General features: G+C 64.6%; 17 protein-coding genes. 2 read left to right on the forward strand and 15 right to left on the reverse strand.

What is annotated here, in order from left to right; translation table 11 throughout:
* The first annotated feature begins 26 nt into the window (after positions 1 to 26).
* Positions 27 to 947, forward strand: coding sequence for a LysR family transcriptional regulator (locus CCZ28_RS08040; protein WP_140217360.1), 921 nt, complete (start codon positions 27 to 29; stop codon positions 945 to 947).
* Here the strand turns inward: CCZ28_RS08040 and CCZ28_RS08045 are convergent.
* Positions 944 to 1,672, reverse strand: coding sequence for an SDR family oxidoreductase (locus CCZ28_RS08045; protein ID WP_140217361.1), 729 nt, complete (start codon positions 1,670 to 1,672; stop codon positions 944 to 946). The two genes, CCZ28_RS08040 and CCZ28_RS08045, sit on opposite strands and share 4 nt — an antisense overlap.
* A gap of 165 nt (positions 1,673 to 1,837) precedes the next feature.
* Between CCZ28_RS08045 and CCZ28_RS08050 the strand changes: the two genes are divergently transcribed.
* Positions 1,838 to 2,596, forward strand: a complete 759-nt coding sequence (locus CCZ28_RS08050; protein ID WP_240795251.1) for a LysR family transcriptional regulator — start codon at positions 1,838 to 1,840, stop codon at positions 2,594 to 2,596.
* Positions 2,597 to 2,631: 35 nt separating this feature from the next.
* On the opposite strand, the gene CCZ28_RS08055 is transcribed toward CCZ28_RS08050, so the two are convergent.
* From CCZ28_RS08055 to CCZ28_RS08120, 14 genes are all read right to left on the reverse strand, one after another.
* Positions 2,632 to 3,776 (reverse strand): IS3 family transposase gene (locus CCZ28_RS08055; RefSeq protein ID WP_140221253.1). Its coding sequence is split into 2 segments (ribosomal slippage): positions 2,632 to 3,506 and positions 3,506 to 3,776, totalling 1,146 coding nucleotides; the frame shifts between segments, so codons are not numbered across the junction.
* Between the two features lie 277 nt (positions 3,777 to 4,053).
* Positions 4,054 to 4,872, reverse strand: a complete 819-nt coding sequence (locus CCZ28_RS08060; RefSeq protein WP_140217362.1) for an HAD family hydrolase — start codon at positions 4,870 to 4,872, stop codon at positions 4,054 to 4,056.
* Entirely contained in the window at positions 4,854 to 6,410 is a 1,557-nt protein-coding gene (gene zwf / locus CCZ28_RS08065) for a glucose-6-phosphate dehydrogenase (RefSeq protein ID WP_140217363.1), read from the reverse strand. The genes CCZ28_RS08060 and zwf overlap by 19 nt, the downstream gene beginning before the upstream one ends.
* An 83-nt stretch (positions 6,411 to 6,493) precedes the next feature.
* On the reverse strand, positions 6,494 to 7,471 hold the full coding sequence (gene gnd, locus CCZ28_RS08070; protein ID WP_140217364.1) for a phosphogluconate dehydrogenase (NAD(+)-dependent, decarboxylating): 978 nt from the start codon (positions 7,469 to 7,471) through the stop codon (positions 6,494 to 6,496).
* Between the two features lie 18 nt (positions 7,472 to 7,489).
* A complete protein-coding gene (locus CCZ28_RS08075) occupies positions 7,490 to 10,309 on the reverse strand; it encodes a bifunctional transaldolase/phosoglucose isomerase (protein ID WP_140217365.1) in 2,820 nt (939 codons plus the stop codon).
* On the reverse strand, positions 10,306 to 12,390 hold the full coding sequence (tkt, locus tag CCZ28_RS08080; protein WP_140217366.1) for a transketolase: 2,085 nt from the start codon (positions 12,388 to 12,390) through the stop codon (positions 10,306 to 10,308). Before tkt ends, CCZ28_RS08075 begins: the two co-directional genes overlap by 4 nt.
* Positions 12,391 to 12,641: 251 nt before the next feature.
* Entirely contained in the window at positions 12,642 to 14,018 is a 1,377-nt protein-coding gene (locus tag CCZ28_RS08085) for a sigma-54-dependent transcriptional regulator (protein WP_140217367.1), read from the reverse strand.
* A complete protein-coding gene (locus CCZ28_RS08090) occupies positions 14,015 to 15,214 on the reverse strand; it encodes a sensor histidine kinase (protein ID WP_140217368.1) in 1,200 nt (399 codons plus the stop codon). Before CCZ28_RS08090 ends, CCZ28_RS08085 begins: the two co-directional genes overlap by 4 nt.
* 189 nt (positions 15,215 to 15,403) lie before the next feature.
* Positions 15,404 to 16,882, reverse strand: coding sequence for a sigma-54 dependent transcriptional regulator (locus tag CCZ28_RS08095; protein WP_140217369.1), 1,479 nt, complete (start codon positions 16,880 to 16,882; stop codon positions 15,404 to 15,406).
* A 162-nt stretch (positions 16,883 to 17,044) separates the two neighbouring features.
* A complete protein-coding gene (locus CCZ28_RS08100) occupies positions 17,045 to 17,356 on the reverse strand; it encodes a flagellar protein FliT (RefSeq protein ID WP_140217370.1) in 312 nt (103 codons plus the stop codon).
* Between the two features lie 15 nt (positions 17,357 to 17,371).
* Complete coding sequence (gene fliS / locus CCZ28_RS08105) at positions 17,372 to 17,752, reverse strand: flagellar export chaperone FliS (protein ID WP_058761326.1); 381 nt, start codon at positions 17,750 to 17,752, stop codon at positions 17,372 to 17,374.
* Positions 17,753 to 17,846: 94 nt separating this feature from the next.
* The gene (gene fliD / locus CCZ28_RS08110; RefSeq protein ID WP_140217371.1) at positions 17,847 to 19,289 is read right to left on the reverse strand and encodes a flagellar filament capping protein FliD; all 1,443 of its coding nucleotides are present in this window, start codon (positions 19,287 to 19,289) and stop codon (positions 17,847 to 17,849) included.
* Positions 19,290 to 19,359: 70 nt separating this feature from the next.
* Entirely contained in the window at positions 19,360 to 19,764 is a 405-nt protein-coding gene (locus CCZ28_RS08115) for a flagellar protein FlaG (RefSeq protein ID WP_240795252.1), read from the reverse strand.
* A gap of 72 nt (positions 19,765 to 19,836) precedes the next feature.
* Complete coding sequence (locus CCZ28_RS08120) at positions 19,837 to 21,285, reverse strand: flagellin (RefSeq protein WP_140217372.1); 1,449 nt, start codon at positions 21,283 to 21,285, stop codon at positions 19,837 to 19,839.
* Between the last annotated feature and the right edge of the window lie 100 nt (positions 21,286 to 21,385).

Here is a 21,385-nt window from a genome sequence, read left to right on the forward strand (position 1 = left end):
GCTGTCCCGCATTTGCGGTGGCAGTCATGAAGACGACGCGCAAGGCCCTGCTCGCCCAGGTCGGCGATTTCGAGATCCGTCTGCTGCGGCTGTTCAAGACGGTGGTGGAATGCGGCAGCTTCACCGCTGCCGAAGGCCGGCTGGGCATCACCCGCTCGGCCATCAGCCTGCACATGAACGATCTGGAGAAGCGCCTGGGCATGCGTCTCTGCCAGCGTGGTCGCGCGGGCTTTTCCCTGACCGACGAAGGTCGCGAGGTGCTCAAGGCCAGCCAGTCGCTGTTCGCCGCCCTGGAAGGCTTTCGCAGCGAGGTCAACCAGTTGCACCAGCACCTGCGCGGCGAGCTGAACCTGGGCATCATCAACAACCTGGTCACCCAGCCACGCATGCGCATCACCCACGCCCTGGCCGCCCTCAAGCGCGCCGCACCGGGCGTGCTGGTGAACATCGGCATGACCCTACCCGGCGAGATCGAGACCGGGGTACTCGACGGCCATCTGCACCTGGGCGTGCTGCCGCTGATCAATGCCCTGGCCGGCCTGGAATACCTGCCACTCTACGAGGAGCGCGCTCTGCTCTACTGCAGCCGTGCCCATCCACTGTTCGAAGTGGCCGACGATGCGCTGGATGAGCGTGTCCTGGCGGCGCAGGACGCGGTCGGGCCCAATCACCTGCTCAACCAGGACGGCCACGAGCGCCATGCCGCACTGAACTGCACGGCGCGCGCCTCGGATCGCGAAGGGGTGGCCTTTCTCATTCTCACCGGCTGCTATATCGGCTACCTGCCTGACCACGTCGCCCAGCCCTGGGTAGTCCAGGGCCAGCTGCGCGCCCTCGATCCCGAGCGTTTCCACTTCGACACCACCCTGGCCGCCGTCACCCGCAAGGGTCGGCGACCGAATCTGGTGCTGGAGCGCTTTCTCGAAGCCCTGGCCGAGACCGTCTAGTTGGGGCTGCGGGTCGGGCGGATGACGATCTCGTTGACGTCCACCTCGTCCGGTTGCTCAATGGCATAGCGCACCGCCCGGCCAATGGCGTCGGGTTGCAGGGCGATGGCGCGGTAGTCGTCCATCATCGCCCGCGCGGCAGGATCGCTGATGGTCGAGGCCAGCTCGCTTTCCACCACGCCCGGATGGATGCAGGTGACGCGCAGGTCGTCCCGCTCCTGGCGCAGCCCTTCGGAGATCGCCCGCACCGCATGCTTGGTGGCGCAATAGACCGCCGCTGTGGGCACCACCGACAGGGCGCCGATGGAGCCGAGATTGATGACGTGGCCGGCGCCGCGAGCGGTGAATTCCGGCAATACCGCGGCGATGCCGTTGAGCACGCCCTTGATATTGACGTCGACCATGCGCATCCACTCCTCGGTCTTGAGCGAGGCCAGGGGCGACAGCGGCATGATGCCGGCGTTGTTGACGATGACGTCCACCCGCCCCCAACGCTCGCGGGCGGCCGCGACGAAGGCGGACACGTCGGTGGCGTCGGTGACGTCCAGCCGGCGGCACGCCGCTTCGCCACCTGCGGCGTTGATTTCGGCGGCCAGGGCTTCCAGCCGTTCGCTGCGGCGGGCGCCGAGCAGCAGCCTGCAGCCGGCGGCGCCCAGTTCGCGGGCGATACCCGCGCCTATGCCACTGGAGGCGCCGGTGATGAGTACGACCTTGTTGATAGCCATGGAGGAATCCTCTGTGATGGTTCGGAGCCCCTGGACGGTACAGCCGCCTGCTACCTGCCCCCCGGTACAAGGAGGTGACGGTCAAGGGTTGCCACCACCTTAGCCATCGCCCATTGTCGTGATAACTCCACCATTCCTGACCGACGTGGTTAGCTAGACTTACCAATGCCTACCGATCTGAATCTACTCAAGGTCTTCGTCGTGGTGGCCACGGCCGAGAACTTCCGCGTGGCGGCCGATCGCCTGGGGGTCAGCCGCTCCGCGGTCAGCCAGGCCATCCGCCGGCTGGAAGACGAACTGGGCAGTTCCCTGGTGCAGCGCACCACCCGCAGCGTGCGCCTGACCGAAGCGGGTGAGCGCCTGCATCGGCAGGTGGCTGGCCCCCTGTCCGGCCTGCTCGGCGCCCTGGACGAGGCCAGCTACGCCGGACCACCCCGGGGATTGCTGCGGGTCGCCGTCACCTCCATCGCCGAGCGCTTTCTCGATGGGCCCCTGCTGGCCGGCTTCGTCGAGGCCTATCCGGAGGTGACGCTGGACATCACCGTCACCGACGAGGAATTCGATATCGTCGCGCGCGGCTTCGATGCCGGCGTGCGGCTGGGCGAGGTGATCGAGCAGGACATGATCGCCATCGCGGTGACAGGTGCGCAGCGCGAGGTGGCGGTGGCGACCCCGGCCTACTTCGCCCGGCATGGGCGCCCGACCCATCCACGGGAACTGGCCAACCACCGTTGCATCGGCTGGCGCCCAGCGCCGGAGGTGGCGCCTTGGCGCTGGGAGTTCAGCGAAGCGGGCCGCGCCTTCGATGTGGCGGTATCGCCGCGGATCACCACCAACGACATGCTGCTGATGATCCGCACGGCGCTCGCCGGCGGCGGCATCACCTTCGGCATGGAGGACACCTTCCGGCCCCATCTAGTGTAGTGGTCAAGTTTTGGTGGACACCGGGATAGGGGATTTCAGGTAGTGGCCTTCTCGTAGTCGGCAGGTGATCGATAGCCGAGGGTGGAGTGCAGCCGGTGGGTGTTGTAGAAGGCGACGATGTAATGAGTGATGTCGGCAGCGGCCTCGGCCGGATTGGCGTAACGGCGTTGCCAGACCCGTTCCATCTTCAGGTTCAGGAAGAACCGTTCCATGACGGCGTTATCCCAGCAGTTTCCCTTGCGGCTCATGCTGGCGACCAGGCCATGGCGAGTCAGCAGGTCGCGGTGGGCTTGGCTGGCATACTGGCTGCCGCGGTCGGTGTGCACGATCAGCCCAGGTGTGGGCTGGCGTAGCGCGATGGCCATTTGCAGTGCCGTGCAGACTAGCTCGGCGGGCATGTGCGGAGCCATCGCCCAGCCCACGATCTTGCGTGAATACAAATCCAGCACGGCCGCCAGGTACAGCCAGCCGCGCTCGGTGCGGATGTAGGTGATATCAGCTACCCACGCCTGGTCGGGGGCGTGCGGGTTAAAGCGTCGAGCCAGGTGGTTGTCGGCTATCGGCAGCTCATGTCGGCTATCGGTGGTATGGACGAACTGACGCTTCCAGTGCGCCTTCAGGCCCTGCTGCTTCATCAGGCGTCGCACTCGGTGGCGCCCCACACGCAAGCCCTGGGCCTTCAGGCGCGCACTCAGCCGGCGACTACCGTAGTTGCCACCACTCGCCTGGAAGGCAGCCTGCAACGGTGCAGTAAGGGGGCAGGCCCGTGAGACTCGCCCGCGATGACGTGCAGCATACACGCCCGAGCGACTCACACCCACAAGCCGACACAGTCGGGACGTTTCGACCTTCTCCTGCCACTGATCGATCATCTGCTGGATCACTTCAGTTCCCGGGCGAAGAAGGCCGAGGCTTTTTTTAGGATCGAGACATCCTCGCGTAGCCGCTGGTTTTCCCGCTCCAACTCCCGAATGCGTTGTTGCTCTGCAGTCAACGGCTTGCCCTGGCCAGGCTGCCCCGCCTGCTCGGCGTCGTACTGGGCCAGCCAACGGCGTACTGCACTATCGACCAGGTCCAAGTCACGGCAGACCTGCGTCACGCTCAGGCCTTGGTCTCTGATCATCTGCACCACCTGCAGTTTGAAGGCGGTGTCGAAGCGTCTACGGATACGTGATGTCATGGCGTTCAGATCCTCGTGGGGGATGATCATCCCCTATCGAGGTGTCCACGAGAATTAGGCCACTACAAGCGTGGGGTCTGGGATTGCCCTCTCCCCGGCCCTCTCCCGGAGGGAGAGGGGGCGCACCGCTCAGCTCAGACGTAGGGTGGAAAACGGCGCAGCCTTTTCCACCTGGTGCGAAGGCAGACCGTTGGGCTTCGGCGATGGAGCTGCCTCAACCCAACCTACAGGATGCGTAGGTTGGGTTGAGCGCAGCGAAGCCCAACAGGCAGGGCCCTCAGCTCCCCAGAATCCACCGATCGATGGCCACGGCCACGCCGTCCTCCTGGTTGCTGGCGGTCACCTGGTCCGCGGCTTCCCGTACGGCTACGCCGGCCTGCCCCATGGCGATGGCCAGGCCCGCCTGGCGGAACATGGGGACGTCGTTGCTGCCATCGCCGATGGCCGCCGTGCGCGCCACGGGCACGCCCGCGGCCTGGGCCAGTTCGATCAGGGCGTCGCCCTTGTTGGCCTTGGGATGGGTGATGTCCAGGTAATAGAGCTGGGAGCGCAGCACCGTGGCTCCCTCCCCCAGTCGCTCGCCCAGCTTACCTTCCAGGGCTTCGAGACCCGCGTGATCGCTACCAGCGGCAACGATCTTGTCGACGCGGTCCAGGTAGGGTTCGAAGGAGTCCACCACCGTCGGCCCATAGCCCAGCGCCCGCGTCTCACGGGGGACGTAGGGTCCCTCGGGATCGCGCGTCAGCCAGAGGTCATCGGCGAACAGCCAGACCTCGAAGGCCTCGCGCTCCAGGCGCTGCAGCACCTGGCGGGTGACGTCCTCGGCCAGCCGATGGGCGTGGATCAGGCTGCCATCCGCCTGCACCAGATTGCCGCCATTGAAGCCGGCCACTGGCTGCTGGATGCCCAACCGCTGCACCAGCGGCAGCAACGCTCGCGGCGGGCGACTGCTGACCAGGGTGATGGCCTTGCCGGCGGCCTGCAGCCGCGCGACGGCGGCGATCACCGTCTCGCTCAGGCTCTTGTCGTCGCGCACCAGGGTGCCGTCGATATCCGACACCAACAGGTCGATGGGCGTCATGCCAGTTTGTGCCATGAATAGCCGTCCTTCTTCAGAAGTTCATCGGCGCCGGCGGGGCCGGCACTACCCGCGGCATAGCTTTCCACCTCGCCCCCCTGCTTCCAGGCATCGAGGAAGGGTTGCACCGCACGCCAGCCATTCTCGATGTTGTCGGCGCGCTGGAACAGGGTCTGGTCGCCGATCAGGGAGTCGTAGATCAGCGTCTCGTAACCAGTGGAAGGCTGCATCTCGAAGAAATCCGAGTAGGCGAAGCCCATGCGGATGTTTTCCAGCTCCACGAGCGGCCCAGGGCGCTTGGCGTGGAAGTCGAACCACATGCCTTCGTCCGGCTGGATCTGGATGATCAGGTAGTTGGGCCGCATGCGGTCGATCTTGGTGTCGCGGAACTGAGCATAGGGCGCGTGCTTGAAGCAGATGGCGATCTCGGTGTCGCGCACCGCCAAACGCTTGCCGGTACGCAGGTAGAAGGGCACCCCCGCCCAGCGCCAGTTATCGACGAACAACTTGAGCGCCACATAGGTCTCGGTCTGGCTCTCGGGATCGACGTTGTCTTCCTCGCGATAGCCCTTCACCGCCTTGCCGTTCATAGTGCCGGCGGCATACTGCCCCCGCACCGAGTTGGCCAGGGCCTCTTCGACGGTCTGGGGACGGATGGCGCTGACCACCTTGGCCTTTTCATCGCGCACCGAGGTGGCATTGAAGGACGCTGGCGGCTCCATGGCGACCATGGCCAGCAGTTGGAACAGGTGGTTGGGCACCATGTCCCTCAGGGTGCCGGTCTTCTCGTAGAAGTCGCCACGCGCTTCCACCCCCACCGTCTCGGCGGCGGTGATCTGCACGTGGTCGATGTAGTGGTTGTTCCAGAACGACTCGAACAGGGCGTTGGAAAACCGGCTGACCAGGATGTTCTGCACCGTCTCCTTGCCCAGGTAGTGGTCGATTCGATAGATCTGCTTCTCGTCCATGCTCGCCAGCAGCCGCTGGTTGAGCGCCTGGGCACTGGCCAGGTCGGCGCCGAAGGGTTTTTCCACCACCAGCCGGCGATAGGCGTCTTCGCGTTCCTCCAAGAGCCCGGCCTTGCCGAGGCGCTCGGCCACTTCACCAAAGAAACGCGCCGCGGTGGCCAGGTAGAAGACGGCGTTGCCGGTCTCGGCCTGGGCGATACGCTCACCCACCGCCTGGTAGGTGGCGTCTTCGAGGAAGTCACCCTGTAGATAGCGGATGCGGCTGCGCAGCCGACCCCAGAGGTCGGCGTCCAGCGCCTCGTCACGGGACTTGCCCTTGGCTTCGGCCTGATCGCGGATGAAGGCCTCCAGCCGGTCGGCGAAGCCTTCATCGGTGTTGGGATTGTGGTCGACCCCGACGATGAGGGTGCGCTCGTCCAACAGGCCATCACGCAGCAAGTTGTACAGCGAAGGCATCAGCAGTCGCTTCACCAGATCGCCGCTGGCACCGAACAGGAACAGCGTGGCCGGCGGCGCGGTGGGAGCTTTCGTGCAGGAACGGCGCTCCTGGGGAGCGGTGTTGGGGGTGACGGCAGGAGACTCGGTCATGACAGGGCCTTAGCCACGAGGGCGGCGGGTGCCGTCCCCCGGGCGCGGCCCGTGGCCGCTCCACAGGGGGAACGGCCGAGATTTTACTGCGGGATTTCGACGTGGCCGCCGAAGCCGAATCTCATGGCCGACAGGAGCTTGTCGGCATAGGTGGCTTGCTGGCGGGAGCGGAAACGGGCATAGAGGGCCGCGGACAGTACGTTGACCGGCACCGCCTCCTCGATGGCCGCCTCGATGGTCCAGCGACCTTCGCCGCTGTCGGCCACCGAGCCGGAGAATTTCTCCAGCGCGACGTCGCCGGCCAGGGCCTGGGCGGTCAGGTCCAGCAGCCAGGAGGACACCACGCTGCCACGGCGCCAGACCTCGGCGATGTCGGCCAGGTCCAGGTCGAAGCGCTCGTCTTCCGGCAGCTTGTCGCTGTTCTTCATCTTGAGGATGTCGAAGCCCTCGGCGTAGGCCTGCATCAGGCCGTACTCGATGCCGTTGTGCACCATCTTGACGAAGTGACCGGAACCGGCCGGGCCGGTGAAGATGTAGCCGCGCTCGGCGCGCTCGTCCGGGGCATTGCGGCCCTTGGTGCGCTCGATGCTACCGTAGCCGGGGGCCAGGGCCTCGAAGATCGGCTCCAGGCGCTCGACCGCCGCGGACTTGCCGCCGATCATCATGCAGTAGCCGCGCTCCAGGCCCCAGACGCCGCCGGAGGTGCCGACGTCGACGTAGTCGATGCCTTTCTCGGCCAGGCTCTTGGCACGCCGGATGTCGTCCTTGTAGTAGCTGTTGCCGCCATCGATGATGACGTCGCCGGGAGCCAGGCGGTCGGCCAGCTCGGCGATGGTCTGCTCGGTCGGCTCGCCGGCGGGCAGCATGACCCAGATGGCGCGCGGCTGCGCCAGGGCCGCGATGACGCCATCGAGACCATCGGTAGCGATGGCGCCTTCCTTGCCGAGCCCGGCCACGGTTTCGGCACTGCGGTCGTAGACCGCGACTTCATGTCCATGCTTCATCAAACGCCGTGCGATGTTGCCGCCCATGCGGCCCAGTCCGATGATTCCCAATTGCATGATGATGACTCCTTGAGGTCAGGCGACCGCCGCCTCGACCAGTTCGACGATTTGTTGCAGGCCAGCGTCTATGTCGCCGCCCTTGATGTGCACACGCAGGTAACGCCGTCCACGTTCGGCCAGTACCTCGAGGTCGCCCTTGGCCTGGGCGGCCTCGACGACGCCGAAGCTCAGGCTGCGCCCGGGAATCTCCAGGTCGTTCTGGGCATCGGCGGTAATCTGGATGAACACCCCCGAATTGGGGCCGCCTTTATAGGCCTGCCCGGTGGAGTGCAGAAAACGGGGGCCGAAGCCGCCGACGGTCGCTACGCGCTTGCTGTCGCGAATGCTATCACGCATGGCGCTTAAGGCTTCCTGATGCAATGCATTGCGCTCCAGATAAGCCAGCACCGCCAGGTAATCACCGGGCTGCAAACGCGCCAGGTGCGCCTTGATGGCGGCCCGCGCGCTGTCCTGCCCCTGCAGGTCAGCATCGCCGAACAGCGCCAGATCACCTTCTTCCAATAGGGGTTGGTCGCCGCTCAGTTGGCCTTCGCGCTCGTAGCCATCGGTGAGGGCGCGGGTCTTGACCTTGCTGGCCTCCACGTCGGGTTGATCGAAGGGATTGATGCCGATGACCGCACCGGCCACCTCGGTAGCCACTTCCCAGCGGAAGAATTCCTGACCGATCAGCTCGGCACGGGCAAGACGGATGTCGACCACCGGATGCCCCGCCGCGGCCAGCGCCTGTAGACGGGCCTCGCGCTCGGCGTCTTCTTCGCCGGCCAACACCAAGCTGACGAACACCCGATCCGCGCCGTAGACGTCCGGTTCACCGAGCGGCTCCAGGTCCACCGGAATGATGCCCTTGCCTTGCTTGCCGGTACTTTCAGCCAGCAATTGCTCCAACCAGGCCCCCAGGCTGGACACCCCAGGCGAAGCGATCAGAGTCACCTTGTCGCGCCCGGCACGGACCGCCTCGCCCAGTACCACGCCCAGACGGATGCCAGGGTTGATGGCCGGTGGTGCACTGGGGCTGCAGGCCAGCACCATGGGCTGGGTGACCTGGAAGAAGTCGGCCACGGAGTGGCCGAGCAATGCCAGGGGCACCATGCCGAACACCGAGAGCACCGAGTAGCGGCCGCCGATATGGGGATCGCCCTGGAAGATGGCGCGATAACCCTGGGCGGTGGCGCTGGCTTCGAGCTTGGAACCCGGATCGGTGATGGCGACGAAACGCCGCTGTACCTCGGCCTCACCCAGCGCCCGCGCCACGGCCTGGTGGAAATAGGCACGCAGGATTTCCGGCTCCAGGGTCGAACCGGACTTGCTGGACACCAGGAACAGGGTCTTGCGCAGGTCCAGTTGGTCTTCCAGCGCGCTGATCTGCGCCGGATCGGTGGAATCCAGTACCTTGAGGGTGAGACCGCCGCTGGCGGTGCCCAGGGTATTGGCCAGCACCTCCGGCCCCAGACTGGAACCGCCCATGCCCAGCAGCACCACGGTATCCAGGCCTTCACTCCGCACGGCCTCGGCCAGCGCCGAGAGCGCCGCGGGATCGGCCTGGCGGCCCTGGGCAGCGGCGAGCCAGCCCACCCACTGGTCTTCGTCGCGCCCGGTCCACAGCGAGGCATCGCCCTGCCAGAGGCGCCGGGACCAGCCTTCGCGCCGGGCTTCGTCGAGGCGGGCCTCGACGGCTTCGTTCAGGGCCTTGGGTAGACGATAGCTAGCCGCATTGAGGCGCTCGCCGAGAAAATCGAGGCGCTTCTGCCCTACCGCGCCCAGCAGGGCATCGGCGGCGTCCTCGAACTGGCGGGCGCCGTCCTTGACCAGTTGCTTGGCCACGCCATCCAGATCGAGTCCGCCTTGGGCGGTCGCATCCAGCACTCGCTGCGCGGCTTCGATATCGGTGATCAGCATGGGCGCCACAGTGCCATGGTCGCGGAAGGCGTCCATGGTCTTGGGCGGCATGGTGTTGACGGTATCCGGCCCGATCAGTTGATCCACATAGAGGGTATCGGGATAGGCCGCGTCCTTGGAGCCGGTGGAGGCCCACAGCAGGCGCTGCGGCCGCGCGCCCTTGGCTTCCAGCACCTTCCAGCGCGGCGACTCGATCAGCCGCAGGTAGTCCTGGTAGGCCAACTTGGCATTGGCGATGGCGATCTTGCCGCGCAGCGCCGCCAACTCGCCGTCACTGCCCTTGCGCTCGTCGATGCGCTTGTCCAGCACGCCATCCACCCGGCTGATGAAGAAACTGGCCACGCTGGCCAGGCGGGAGATGTCCTGGCCCTGGTGCAGCCGCGCTTCCAGACCGGAGATATAGGCCTCAGCCACCGCCATGTAGGCGTTGCGATCGAACAGCAGGGTCACGTTGACGTTGATCCCCTCTTCGATCAGCTTGCGGACCGCCACCGCCCCTTCGGGCGTGCCGGGTACCTTGACCATCAGGTTGGGCCGATCCACCGCCTGCCAGAGGCGACGGGCCTCCTCCAGAGTGGCGCGGGTATCCAGCGCCAGATAGGGCGAGACCTCCAGGCTCACATAGCCATCGCGCCCCTCCAGCCGGTCATAGACCGGGCGCAGGATGTCGGCGGCCTGCTGGATGTCTTCGATGGCCAGGTGTTCGTAGACGTCCACCGGCTCGGCATCGGCCTTTTCCAGAAAGGCCTTGAGGCTGGCATCGTAGTCGCTGCCGTGCCCCATGGCCTTCTCGAAGATCGACGGATTGGAGGTAACGCCGGTCAGGCCGTCACGCTCGATCAGCTTCTGCAGCTCGCCTTTGGCGAGAAACTCGCGGCTGACGAAATCGAGCCATACCGCCTGCCCCTGCTCCGTCAACTGTTTGAGTGGATTGCTCATTTGGCACTCCCGGAGCGTTGTGCCTGTTCCTTGGCCAGTTTGACCACGTTCTCCACGGTGTAGCCGTATTTGGCCTGCAGCTTGCCGATGGGAGCCGAGGCGCCGAAGGTGCTCATGGTCACCGAGGCGCCCTTGCGCCCGATGTAGCGTTCCCAGCCCAGCGGACCCGCCTGCTCGATGGCGACGCGCCCCAGGACCTCATCAGGCAGCACGGACTGCTTGTAGGCCTCGTCCTGCTCTTCGAACAGCTCCCAGCAAGGCATGGAGACGACCCGCGCCTTCACCCCTTCGCCCTTGAGCTGTTCATAGGCCTGCATCGCCAGGCCCAGCTCGCTGCCGGTGGCCATGAGGATGACCTGGGGCTTGCCGCCCTCGGCATCGGCGACCACATAGGCGCCCTGGGCGACGCCCTCGGCACTGGCGTACTTCGAGCGATCCAGGGTCGGCAACGGCTGGCGCGACAGCACCATGCAGGAGGGTCTATTGGTCTGCTGCAGGGCGATCTTCCAGGCCTGCACGGCCTCGTTGGCATCGCCCGGACGCAGGGTCAGCAGACCCGGGGTAGCGCGCAGCTGGGCCAGGTGTTCGATGGGCTGGTGGGTGGGGCCGTCTTCGCCGACGCCGATGGAGTCGTGGGTGAAGACGAAGACCACCGGCAACTCCATGATCGACGCCAGGCGGATCGGCGGCTTCATGTAGTCGCTGAATACCAGGAAGGTGGCGGTGAAGCTGCGCAGGTAGCAGAGCGCCATGCCGTTGGCGATGGAGCCCATGGCGTGCTCGCGGATACCGAAGTGCATGTTGCGACCGGATGGCTCGCGGGCGGAGAAGCTGCCGGCGCCGTCGAACTTGAGATTGGTCTTGGTGGACGGTGCCAGATCCGCGGCGCCCCCGATCAGCCAAGGGATGTGCTGGGCGAAGGCGTTGAGCGCCTTGCCGCCGGATTCACGGGAAGCCACGCCCTTCGCATCAGGCTCGAAGCTGGGCAGTTGGGCATCCCAGCCGTCCGGCATCTCGCCGGCGCGCATGCGCTGAAGTTCGTCGGCGCGGGTGGGGTCGTCCTGGCGCAGGCGGTCGAAGGCGCGATTCCAGTCTTCGTAGAGGCCGCTGGCACGCTCCAGCAGGGCATCGCGCAGATGGTGGCGCGCTTCCTCGGGCACCAGGAAGTCGGCATCCTCGGGCCAGCCGTAGGCTTTCTTCGCCAGCTTGATCTCGTCCGCGCCCAGGGGCTCGCCATGGGCGGCAGCGGTGTTCTGCTTGTTAGGCGCGCCATAGCCGATGAGGCTGTCGACCACGATCAGGGTCGGCTTGCCAGCGTTGCCCTTGAAGCGATGCAGGGCTGCGGCCAGGGCTTCGGCGTCATTGGCATCCTTGACGTGCAGGGTATGCCAGCCATAGCCGCGGAAGCGCTCGGCCACGTCTTCGCTGAAGGCCAGCTCGGTGTGGCCCTCGATGCTGATGGTGTTGTTGTCGTAGATCCAGCAGAGATTGTCCAGGCCCAGGTGACCGGCCACGGAGGCTGCCTCGCCGGAGACGCCCTCCATCATGTCGCCGTCGCCGCAGAGCACATAGACGTCATAGTCGAAGAGGGTCGCGCCCGGCTGGTTGAAGCGCGCAGCCAGCCACTTCTGCGCCAGCGCCATGCCGACGCTGTTGCCGCAGCCCTGGCCCAGCGGCCCGGTAGTGGTCTCCACCCCGGTGGTCATGCGGTACTCGGGATGGCCCGGGGTCTTGGAGTCCAGCTGACGGAATTGCTTGATGTCGTCGAGGCTGACTGCCTCCTTGCCGGTGGCGGTGCCGTGCTCGTCGATTTCCTTCACCCCCGCCAGATGCAGCAGCGAATAGAGCAGCATGGAGGCGTGGCCGACCGAGAGCACGAAACGGTCGCGGTTGGGCCAGTCCGGATGCTCGGGGTGGTAGCGCAGGAAGCGACTCCACAGCGTATGACCGACCGGAGCCAGGGCCATCGGCGTACCGGGGTGCCCGGAGTTGGCCTTCTGTACCGCGTCCATGGACAGGGTACGGATGGTATTGATGGTCAGTTGGTCGGCATTGGAGCTGGAAGGTGCGGTGGAACCCATGGCAAGCGTCCTCGTGCTGGCAGGCGCGCCACCCGCGACGAAAACGGTCCGACCGTCCTTGCAACCGTTGACACCGGGAGCAGCACCGAAAAGGTAAGCGTCGCGCACTCGACGAGCCCTGCTCGTCCCGGTAGAGGGGGCGGAATATCCTGCCGCGACCTCTTGCCGCACGCGCGAGTCCTTCTCTAGAACAATGCCATGCCAGGTTGGTTCCGCACTTTTTGTTAGTCGGCTAACAAAATCCTAGCTGTTCAGCCAGCCAACAGGAGGCGCTCTAGATCGAGCCCTGCATCACGCATCTGCGCCAGCTTGTACCTGAGGGTGCGGGCACTGATACCAAGGCGCTCGGCGGTTTCCTTACGCCGGCCCTGCTCCGCCCTGAGGGTCTCCAGAATGAGCTGGAATTCTCGCTCGCGCAGATCCTCGTCCAGGCCACGCCCCTCTTCCACGGCGGGCAACGGCTCCGCCAGGGAGACGGCAGGAGCCAGGGCACCCAGGCCCGGCAGACCGGCGAGGCAGAAATCCTCCGGCTGGATGCTGGCACCCTGCTGCAGGATCAGCGCGCGTTGCACGGCGTTGTCCAGTTCGCGCACGTTGCCAGGCCAGGGATGGCTGCGCAGCAGGCGCTCGGCGGCGGCGTCCAGTCTGGGGGCGGGGCGTCCCTGGCGGGTGGCATGGGCCGCCAGCAGGCGCTCGGCCAGCGGCAGGATGTCGTCCGGTCGTTCGCGGAGCGGCGGCCAGCCCAGGGGAAACACCGACAACCGATAGTAGAGGTCCTCGCGGAAGCGACCGGCAGCGACCTCGCCTGCCAGGTCGCGGTTGGTGGTGGCCAGCACCCGGATATCCAGCGCCAGCGGCTTGCGTGCACCCACCCGCTCCACTTCGCGCTCCTGCAGCACCCGCAGCAACTTGGCCTGCAAACCCAGGGGCATCTCGGAAATCTCGTCCAGCAACAGGGTACCGCCCTGGGCCAGTTCGAACTTGCCCGGCTGGGCCGCCACGGCGCCAGTGAAGGCACCCTTCTCGTGGCCGAACAGGATGGCTTCGAGCAGATTGTCGGGAATGGCGGCGCAATTGACCGCCACGAAGGGGCCACTTGCCCGGGCCGACTGGTCGTGGATGAAGCGCGCCAGCACCTCCTTGCCGGTACCGGATTCGCCGGAGACGAGTACCGTGGAATCGCTCGCCGCTACTCGCCGCGCCAGGGCCAGCAACTGGCGACTGACTGGCGCCACAGCCACCGGTTGATCGGCTGGCACCTGCCCGGGAGTCGGACACAGCCGCGCCACCAGATCCAGCAGCACCCGCGGCTCGAACGGCTTGACCAAATAGTCGGCCGCTCCGCCGCGCATGGCCTCGACCGCCCGCTCGATGCTGCCGAAGGCGGTCATCAAGAGCACCGGCAAGGCGGGATCGCGCAAGCGGATGCTGGCCAGCAACTGATGGCCATCGATGCCCGGCATATTGACGTCGCTCACCACCAGGGCGAAGGACTCCTCCGCCAGCGCCAGCAATGCGGCCTCGCCACTGTCCACGGCGCGGTAACTGTAGCCGCCCAGTTCGAGGGTATCGGCCAGGGCTTCGCGCAGGGCGCGATCGTCTTCCACCAGGAGAATGGGCTGGGTCATGCCGGGGTCTCCGAAGTCGTCAGCAGCGGGAGGATAAAGGTCACCAGCGTGCCGCGGCCCAGCCGCGAGCGCACGGCCAGTCGGCCACCGTGGGCCTTGGCCATCGCCAGGGCCACGGGCAGTCCGAGACCGGTGCCGGTGGTCTTGGTACTAAGGAAGGGCTCACCCAGGCGCTGCTGTACCGCCGGAGGGATACCAGGGCCCGTGTCGCTGATCGCCAGTCGCAGCTCGGCAGCGCGACGATAGAGATGCACCTTGAGCCGTCCCGGTCGACCGCTACCTGCCATCGCCTGCAAGGCGTTATGGATGAGGTTCAGCGCCGCACCCACCAGCATGTCGCGATTACAGGCAAGCAGACCGCTGCCGGCATCGTTCTGCCAACGGACCTGGCAGCTACCGAGATGAGGCGCTGCCGCTTCTCGCAAGGCCGCGAACAGCGCACTGGGCGCCAGCCGATCCGCCAGCGGCAGTTCGCCGCGAGCGAACACCAGCATGTCGCGCACCTGATTTTCCAATTCGTGCAGCCGCTCCTTCAGGCGACTGGCGAAACGCTGCTGCTGCGCCACCGCCAGCCCGCCCTCCTCCAGATGACTGGCATAGAGCAAGGCCGCGGTCAGCGGCGTACGGATCTGGTGGGCGAGCGAGGCCATGGTCCGGCCGAGCGCCGACAGTCGCTCATGCCGTGCCAGCTCGCCTTGCAGGTGACGGGTTTCGGTAAGGTCGTTGAGCAGCACCAGTTGGCCCGGTTCACCGTCGAGCGAGCGGGTGGCGATGGAGACACGCCGACCGTCGCGCAGCGACACCTCGTGGCCGTCGTCATGCCGCGGGGCGAAGGCCCGGGCGATCACCGCGCGCCACAGCTCTCCCAGCAGTGGTTCGCCGAGCAGGGCTACCGCCACCGGATTGACGTCTCGTACGCGACCAGCACCATCGACCACCACGATACCGGCGGGCAGCACATCGAGCAGATTCTGCAGCCGACTGGCCAGGCGTTCCTTCTCCGCCAGCTCCTGCAGACGTTGAGCGGACACCCATTCCAGCTCGCCCTGCAGGGAGTTCATCCGCGCTTCGAGCAGCTGGAAGGATTCGCTCAATTGACGCGACATCTGTCCCAAGGCCTCGCGGGCCTGTGCCGAAGCGGAAGCCTCCGCGACAGTCTCGGCAGGAACGGATGAAGAAAGGGCTTGCACAGGCATCGGCTCGGGCTCGCGACGGACAATTGACATTATCCGGGCTTGAGCAAGACCCATGCCGGCCTCGCGCAACAGCGCTGTAGCGTGGAAAACGGCGCAGCCTTTCCACTTGCAGAGCCCCAAAAACAAAGGTGGATGAGGCTACGCCGTCATCCACCCTACCTCGATACCTTCAGCAGCGCTGAAGGTGCGCTAGACCTCTTCGTCGAACTCGTCTTCGCGCCGACCCATGCCGTACTTGCGCATCTTCTCGACCAGGGTGGTCCGGCGGATGCGTAGACGCTCGGCGGCCCGCGCCACCACCCCGCCGGCATCGTCCAGCGCCTGCTGGATGAAGCTCTTTTCCAGGTTGGCCAGGTAATCCTTGAGATCCAGGCCTTCGCTGGGCAGCAGCGCCGAAGAGGACACCTCGAGGGTGCCGATCCCGGCCATGGCCTCGCGCTCCTGCAGCTCCTCGCGCAGCGATTCCACCATGGGGTCGGCTTCGTCCTCGACGTAGCGGAACTTGAGCGGCAGCTCGGCCACGCCGATCACACCATAGGGATGCATGATCGCCATGCGCTCCACCAGGTTGGCCAGCTCGCGAACGTTGCCCGGCCATTCGTGACGGCACAGCGACATGATGGCCGCCGAGTTGAAGCGAATGGAACCACGCTTCTCGTGCTCCATCCGCGCGATCAATTCGTTGATCAGCAGCGGAATGTCTTCCGCCCGCTCACGCAGGGGCGCCATGTCGATGGGAAAGACGTTGAGACGGTAGTAGAGGTCTTCACGGAAGGTACCCGCGGCGATCATCTGCTCCAGATTCTTGTGGGTCGCCGCGATGATGCGCACGTCCACGCTCTGGGTCTTGTTGCTGCCCACCCGCTCGTAGGTCCGTTCCTGCAGCACCCGCAAGAGCTTGACCTGCATGGGCAGCGGCATGTCGCCGATCTCGTCGAGAAACAGGGTGCCGGTGTTGGCCAGCTCGAAGCGACCCGCGCGGCTGGTGATGGCGCCGGTGAAGGCGCCCTTCTCATGCCCGAACAGCTCGCTCTCCAGCAACTCTGCCGGAATGGCGCCACAGTTGACCGGCACGAAGGGCGCTTCACGGCGTTTGGAATGGAAGTGCAGGTTGCGCGCCACCACCTCCTTGCCGGTACCGGACTCGCCGAGGATGAGCACCGTAGCCTCGGTATCGGCCACCTGCTGCATCATCTTGCGCACGCCCTGGATGGCGCGACTGGTGCCCACCAGGCTGCGGAACAATTCTGGCTCACGCTGTCGACCACGATCCCGGGCTTGGTCGTACATCTCGCGATAGACCTGGGCCCGGTGCAAGGAGTCGAGCAGCTTGTTATAGGCCAGCGGGTATTCGAGGGATACCAGCACTCGGCGGCGCACGTCGTCCGGCCAATCCGGTTGCGCCGTCTCACCCAACAGCAGCAGCGGCACCATCTCATCCCAGGCCACGACCTGCTTGAGCAATTCGACGCTGTTGCCCCGGCTATCGACGCGCCCTACCAGCACGCAGCTGACCTGTCGGCTGCTGTCGAGGGTTTCCAGTGCGGATTGCCAGTCGGAACTGGTACAGGCGAGATGAGCTTCGCCGAGAAAATCGAGAATGATGGAAACGGCCTGGCGCCGTTCAGCTTCATCATCGATCAGAAGGATCTTGGTTTCACGCCACATGTCCCTGCCCCATTCGGCTTGTCGTTCGCTACGCGCAGGTGTCACCTGCATCCAAGTGCCAACTGGTCGGCATCTTGCGCAAGTTAAGACAAATTGTGCGTTGGGGTCAATTTTATGGCGGTGGATTATCGAAACTTTGCAGCAGTGCCAGCGGAACGATAATCAACTGAAGAGCTGATAGACCTTAGCGGCCTGACTCGACTTGTTGACCTTGGCCAATTCCTGGCCGGCCGCATCCCGCTCTGCCTTGCAGGTATCGAGCATGGCGGCATACAGCGTCAGCAGCCGCTCGAGGCTGGCCCGCAGGGCCAGGGCCTCGTCACCGGTCGCATACAGGGCCTCGTCGACGAACAGCCGGCAATCCAGATCCAGTTCGGCGATCCGTGTCCAATCCCGCGCCTTGAGCGCAGCCGCCATCTGCTCGTAGACGAGCTCAACGCGTTCCACCGGGGTCTTTTGCATGGCGACGCTCATCGGTCGACTCCAGAATCAGGGGGCAATGGCATCCCAGCCGGATTTGATCTCGCGGATCAGGCCGGATACTTCTTCGAGAATAGCAGGATCGTTCTCACGATTGGCTTCGCTGAGGCGACGAATCATGTAGTCGTACAGTCTATCCAGGTTGACGGCGATTTCACCGCCCTGCTCGAAATCCAGTACGTCCTTGAGCCCCGCGACGATGGAAACCGCCTTGCCGATCAGCTCACCCTTCTCGGGCAGCCAACCGCGCTCCAAAGCACCCTGGGCCTTGGCCAGACGATCCAGCGCACCCTGCATGAGCATCTGAATCAGCTGATGCGGGCTGGCTTCGAATACCTGCGCCTGCAGACCGACCTGCTGGTATTGGCGCATGGCTGTCATTGCGTTCATGTCACGACCTCTGTGCGTTTCCGATACCTTCTTTATCGGTCGCCGCATGCAGAACTTGACGATTTTCTCGACTTAATTAGCCGAGCCCAGGCTGTCAGCTCTTGTTGGCGAACGGCATGGCCGCCAGCTGTTGCGAAAGCGAAGATGCAGTGGTCGACAGCGACGAGTACAGCTGGTCCATGGCGTTGTATTGCTTGTAGAGCCGATCCGAGAGCGCCGTCATCCGGGTATTGAGCGCCGTGGTCTGCTGATCCACCTTCTTGAGGGTATCGCTCAGGGAGTTGGAACGCTGCTCGAGGATACCGTTGGTCATGGTATAGGGATCGAGCTTACCCTTGAGGCGCGCCGCCAGGCCTTTGTCACCGGTGAAGAAGCCAGCCAGGTCGCTGAAGTTGGAACTCACCATTTTTCCGAGTTTGGTGTCATCGATGGACAGGGTGCCATCCTTCTGGGTGGTAATGCCCAGGTCGGCCAGCGCCTTGACGGAGCCCGTTCCCTGCAGCGTACCCAGCTCGTTGCGAATAGTGGCCGTAAGCCCTCGCGCCGTGGCGTCGCCAACCAGTGCCGCCGCGATGGGAGCGCTGTTTTCCCCCACCGTCGTCACCGAGGTCTGAGTCTTGATCACACCCATCAGCTTGTTGTAGGAGTCGACGAACTTCTGGATGTTACTTTTGACGCCTGATTCGTCCTGGCTGACCCCTACGGTCAAAGGGCTACCCGCCGTGGTGGTGGCTTTCAGAGTGAAACTCAGGCCACCTACCGCATCGCTTACGGTATTGGAGGTACTGGTGATCTTCAGCCCGTCGATGGTCATCTGGGCGCTTTTAGCCTTCGTGAGCGTATGGGCGGCGGCAGGATCGCTCGAGTCACTATCACCTGCCTTATAGGCCAGCTTGGTCAGACTCTGACTACCCGAGCCGTCATCACCACTCACTGACACCGAGATATCGTTGCCGTCCCCGGTTTTGGTACTGCTAAGCACCAGGCGGGAGCCCGAGCTGTCGTTGACGATGTTGGCACTCAGGCCCTGACTCTGACCCGCCTTGTTGATGGCGTCGCGGATGCCGCTCAAGGTGTTGTTGCTGGCATCGACCTTGATATCCGACAGCTTGGTGTCGCCGATCTTGATGCTCAGCGTGCCCTTACCGAAGGTGGAAGGTGAGGTAGTGCCGGAGCTGGAGGTAGAGTTGGCCGGCAAGGCAGCCAGGGCCACCTTGCTGCTGCTAGCCAGCTGACTGACTTCGACCTGATAACTCCCGATGCTGGCGCTGGAGCTGGCCGTTGCAGTGAGATAGTCGCTTTTCGACAGCGTGACGGCACGCGCCTGAAAGCTGGTAGGGCTGTTCAGCGTGGTCAGCGCGGTCTGGAATTCGCTGATGGCGCTTTTCAAGGAACCAATGGCAGTGAGCTGGGCAGTCGCCTTGCTCTGGGTCTTGCTGAGCTGATCCGCCTTGGGCGCCTTTTCCGCCGCCACCATCTTGGTGACGATGGAGTCGATATCCAGTCCCGAACCGCCAATCCCACTTATGCCTGGCATTTCATTTCTCCTCCGCCAACGTTACGTCGCCGTTCCGACTCCCGCTCATCCGATACAAGTTCCACGCCAACTAAGCTTTGGCCTTGAACATGAGGCTACGGACATCGTCCAGCTGCTTGGCCAGCTTGAGGACTTCCTCGCTGGGAATCTGCCGGATCAGTTTGCCGGATTCGCCGTCCAGCACCTTAACCACCATCTCGCCAGTGGAGTCGTCGACGCTGAAATCCAGGTTGCGGTGCTCTTCCTGGAACTTGGTCTTGAGCTTGGACAGGGCGTCGTCGACGTCGCCACCCTCCTCTGCCTTGACCTTGGTATCCGTAGCCGTAGCGGCTTGGTGGTCCTTGGGCGGCCGGAGCGAGGCTGCAACCGAAGTCTCCGACGTGGTGGAATCCGAACCGGATGCTACAGCCTGAGCCCCCGAATGACCGCCATAGAGGGTTACTGCCGAAAAACCCGCTGTTTTGACGATGTCCATAATAGTGTCCTCGCAACGCGTGAAAGGGAGAAGGGGCGTCCCCCTTCTCCCTGCCTAGACCGATGTTCCGTCTTACTGGAGCAGACTGAGCACCGATTGCGGCAATTGTTTGGCCTGGGCCAGGATCGCGGTACCTGCCTGTTGCAGCACCTGGTTCTTCGACAGATTCGCGGTTTCCGCGGCGTAGTCGGTGTCTTTGATCCGGCTACGGGCGGAGGTGGCGTTTTCCGAGATATTGGTCAGGTTGCTGATGGTGTTGTCGAAGCGGTTCTGCACCGCACCGAGGTCCGCGCGCTGGCTGTCGATGTTGGCCAGGGCCTGGTCGATCACCGACAGGGCTTTCTGGGCACCGTCAGCGGTGGAGATGTCGACGTCGGAGACCTTGCTCAGCGTGGACTTGGTGGCACCGAAGATCGCCGTGGTATCGCCGGTCATGGCGAAGGTCGTCGGCGAATCCAACTTGACATAGCCCATGCCCTGGCCACCATTAGCCCTGACATCGACCGCGGCGCTGTAGGTACCGTCGGACCTCTGCGAGGCGACGTTAATGTTGCCTGAAGCGGTGCTGCCGGTGTCTTTGCCGAATGTGATGTTCTCACCGGTTGCCGAGGTGATGGTCAGCTTCCTGGCTTGGCTATCGTAGTTGGCGGTGACACCCAACTTGGCGGCGTTGGCGTTGATCTGGTCGGCCATGTCCTTGGTGCTGGTCACCCCCACCAGGTTCAGCGAATTGCTACCGACCTGCATGGTCATGTTGGCCGAACCGCTGGAGATGGTGTCGGTCACGGTCAGGACGGTACGTGCCGAAGCAGAGAGACCAGGGATCTGGCCGTTCATATTCCCTGCGATGGTCTTGGCGGAGTCACCGGAAGCATAGGTCACCGCCGTACTTTTGCCGCCCCCTACCAGGGTGATGCTGCCACTGGAAGTCAAGGCGCTGCCGCTACCGGCAACCACGCTACCGGCAGTGGTACCAGCAGAGCTACCAGAACTGCTGCCAACCTGGTTGGAACCCAGAGCGGTGGCAGAGGTGTCCTTCAGGGTAACGTCGATGGTTTCGTAGGCGTTGGCGCCGATCTGGAAGCTGGTGGTGCCGAAGGAGCCGTCCAGCAGCTTGCGGCCACCGAAGGTGGTGGTCTGGGCGATACGGGTCAGTTCGTTCTGCTGCGCGGTCACTTCCTTCTGCAGGGCGGCACGGTCGGCATCGCTGTTCGAGCCGTTGGCGGACTGCACGGCCAGGTCGCGGATACGCTGCAGGATGTTGGTGGACTGCTGCATGGCGCCCTCAGCGGTCTGCGACAGGGAGATGCCGTCGTTGGCGTTGCGGGTCGCCTGGTTCAGACCGTTGATCTGGTTGGTCAGACGGTTGGAGATCTGCAGACCGGCGGCATCGTCCTTGGCGCTGTTGATGCGGCTACCGGTGGACAGGCGCTGCATGGAGGTGGCCAGGGAGCTGGACGCGTTCTGCAGGTTACGCTGGGTGTTCAAAGACGGGATGTTGGTATTGACGGTAAGGGCCATGGTGGCGTCCTCCAGTAGAGCCTCGTTTGCCTCAACCCTCACGCTAGAGCGGCTGGTTCAGGCGTCCCTGTGTTTCGCATTCAAGGAATTTATCGGCGCC

It is taken from the genome of Pseudomonas oryzihabitans, assembly GCF_006384975.1.
Taxonomy (GTDB): domain Bacteria; phylum Pseudomonadota; class Gammaproteobacteria; order Pseudomonadales; family Pseudomonadaceae; genus Chryseomonas; species Chryseomonas psychrotolerans_B.

Excerpts from the sequence above, each read along its gene's own strand:
- zwf (WP_140217363.1), bottom strand. The coding sequence starts at position 6,410 with ATGACCGAGTCTCCTGCCGTCACCCCCAACACCGCTCCCCAGGAGCGC.
- CCZ28_RS08090 (WP_140217368.1), bottom strand. The coding sequence starts at position 15,214 with ATGCCTGTGCAAGCCCTTTCTTCATCCGTTCCTGCCGAGACTGTCGCG.
- CCZ28_RS08085 (WP_140217367.1), bottom strand. The coding sequence starts at position 14,018 with ATGACCCAGCCCATTCTCCTGGTGGAAGACGATCGCGCCCTGCGCGAA.
- CCZ28_RS08075 (WP_140217365.1), bottom strand. The coding sequence starts at position 10,309 with ATGAGCAATCCACTCAAACAGTTGACGGAGCAGGGGCAGGCGGTATGG.
- fliS (WP_058761326.1), bottom strand. The coding sequence starts at position 17,752 with ATGAACGCAATGACAGCCATGCGCCAATACCAGCAGGTCGGTCTGCAG.
- CCZ28_RS08095 (WP_140217369.1), bottom strand. The coding sequence starts at position 16,882 with ATGTGGCGTGAAACCAAGATCCTTCTGATCGATGATGAAGCTGAACGG.
- CCZ28_RS08060 (WP_140217362.1), bottom strand. The coding sequence starts at position 4,872 with ATGGCACAAACTGGCATGACGCCCATCGACCTGTTGGTGTCGGATATC.
- CCZ28_RS08045 (WP_140217361.1), bottom strand. The coding sequence starts at position 1,672 with ATGGCTATCAACAAGGTCGTACTCATCACCGGCGCCTCCAGTGGCATA.
- CCZ28_RS08050 (WP_240795251.1), top strand. The coding sequence starts at position 1,838 with ATGCCTACCGATCTGAATCTACTCAAGGTCTTCGTCGTGGTGGCCACG.
- CCZ28_RS08040 (WP_140217360.1), top strand. The coding sequence starts at position 27 with ATGAAGACGACGCGCAAGGCCCTGCTCGCCCAGGTCGGCGATTTCGAG.
- fliD (WP_140217371.1), bottom strand. The coding sequence starts at position 19,289 with ATGCCAGGCATAAGTGGGATTGGCGGTTCGGGACTGGATATCGACTCC.
- CCZ28_RS08120 (WP_140217372.1), bottom strand. The coding sequence starts at position 21,285 with ATGGCCCTTACCGTCAATACCAACATCCCGTCTTTGAACACCCAGCGT.
- gnd (WP_140217364.1), bottom strand. The coding sequence starts at position 7,471 with ATGCAATTGGGAATCATCGGACTGGGCCGCATGGGCGGCAACATCGCA.
- tkt (WP_140217366.1), bottom strand. The coding sequence starts at position 12,390 with ATGGGTTCCACCGCACCTTCCAGCTCCAATGCCGACCAACTGACCATC.
- CCZ28_RS08100 (WP_140217370.1), bottom strand. The coding sequence starts at position 17,356 with ATGAGCGTCGCCATGCAAAAGACCCCGGTGGAACGCGTTGAGCTCGTC.
- CCZ28_RS08115 (WP_240795252.1), bottom strand. The coding sequence starts at position 19,764 with ATGGACATCGTCAAAACAGCGGGTTTTTCGGCAGTAACCCTCTATGGC.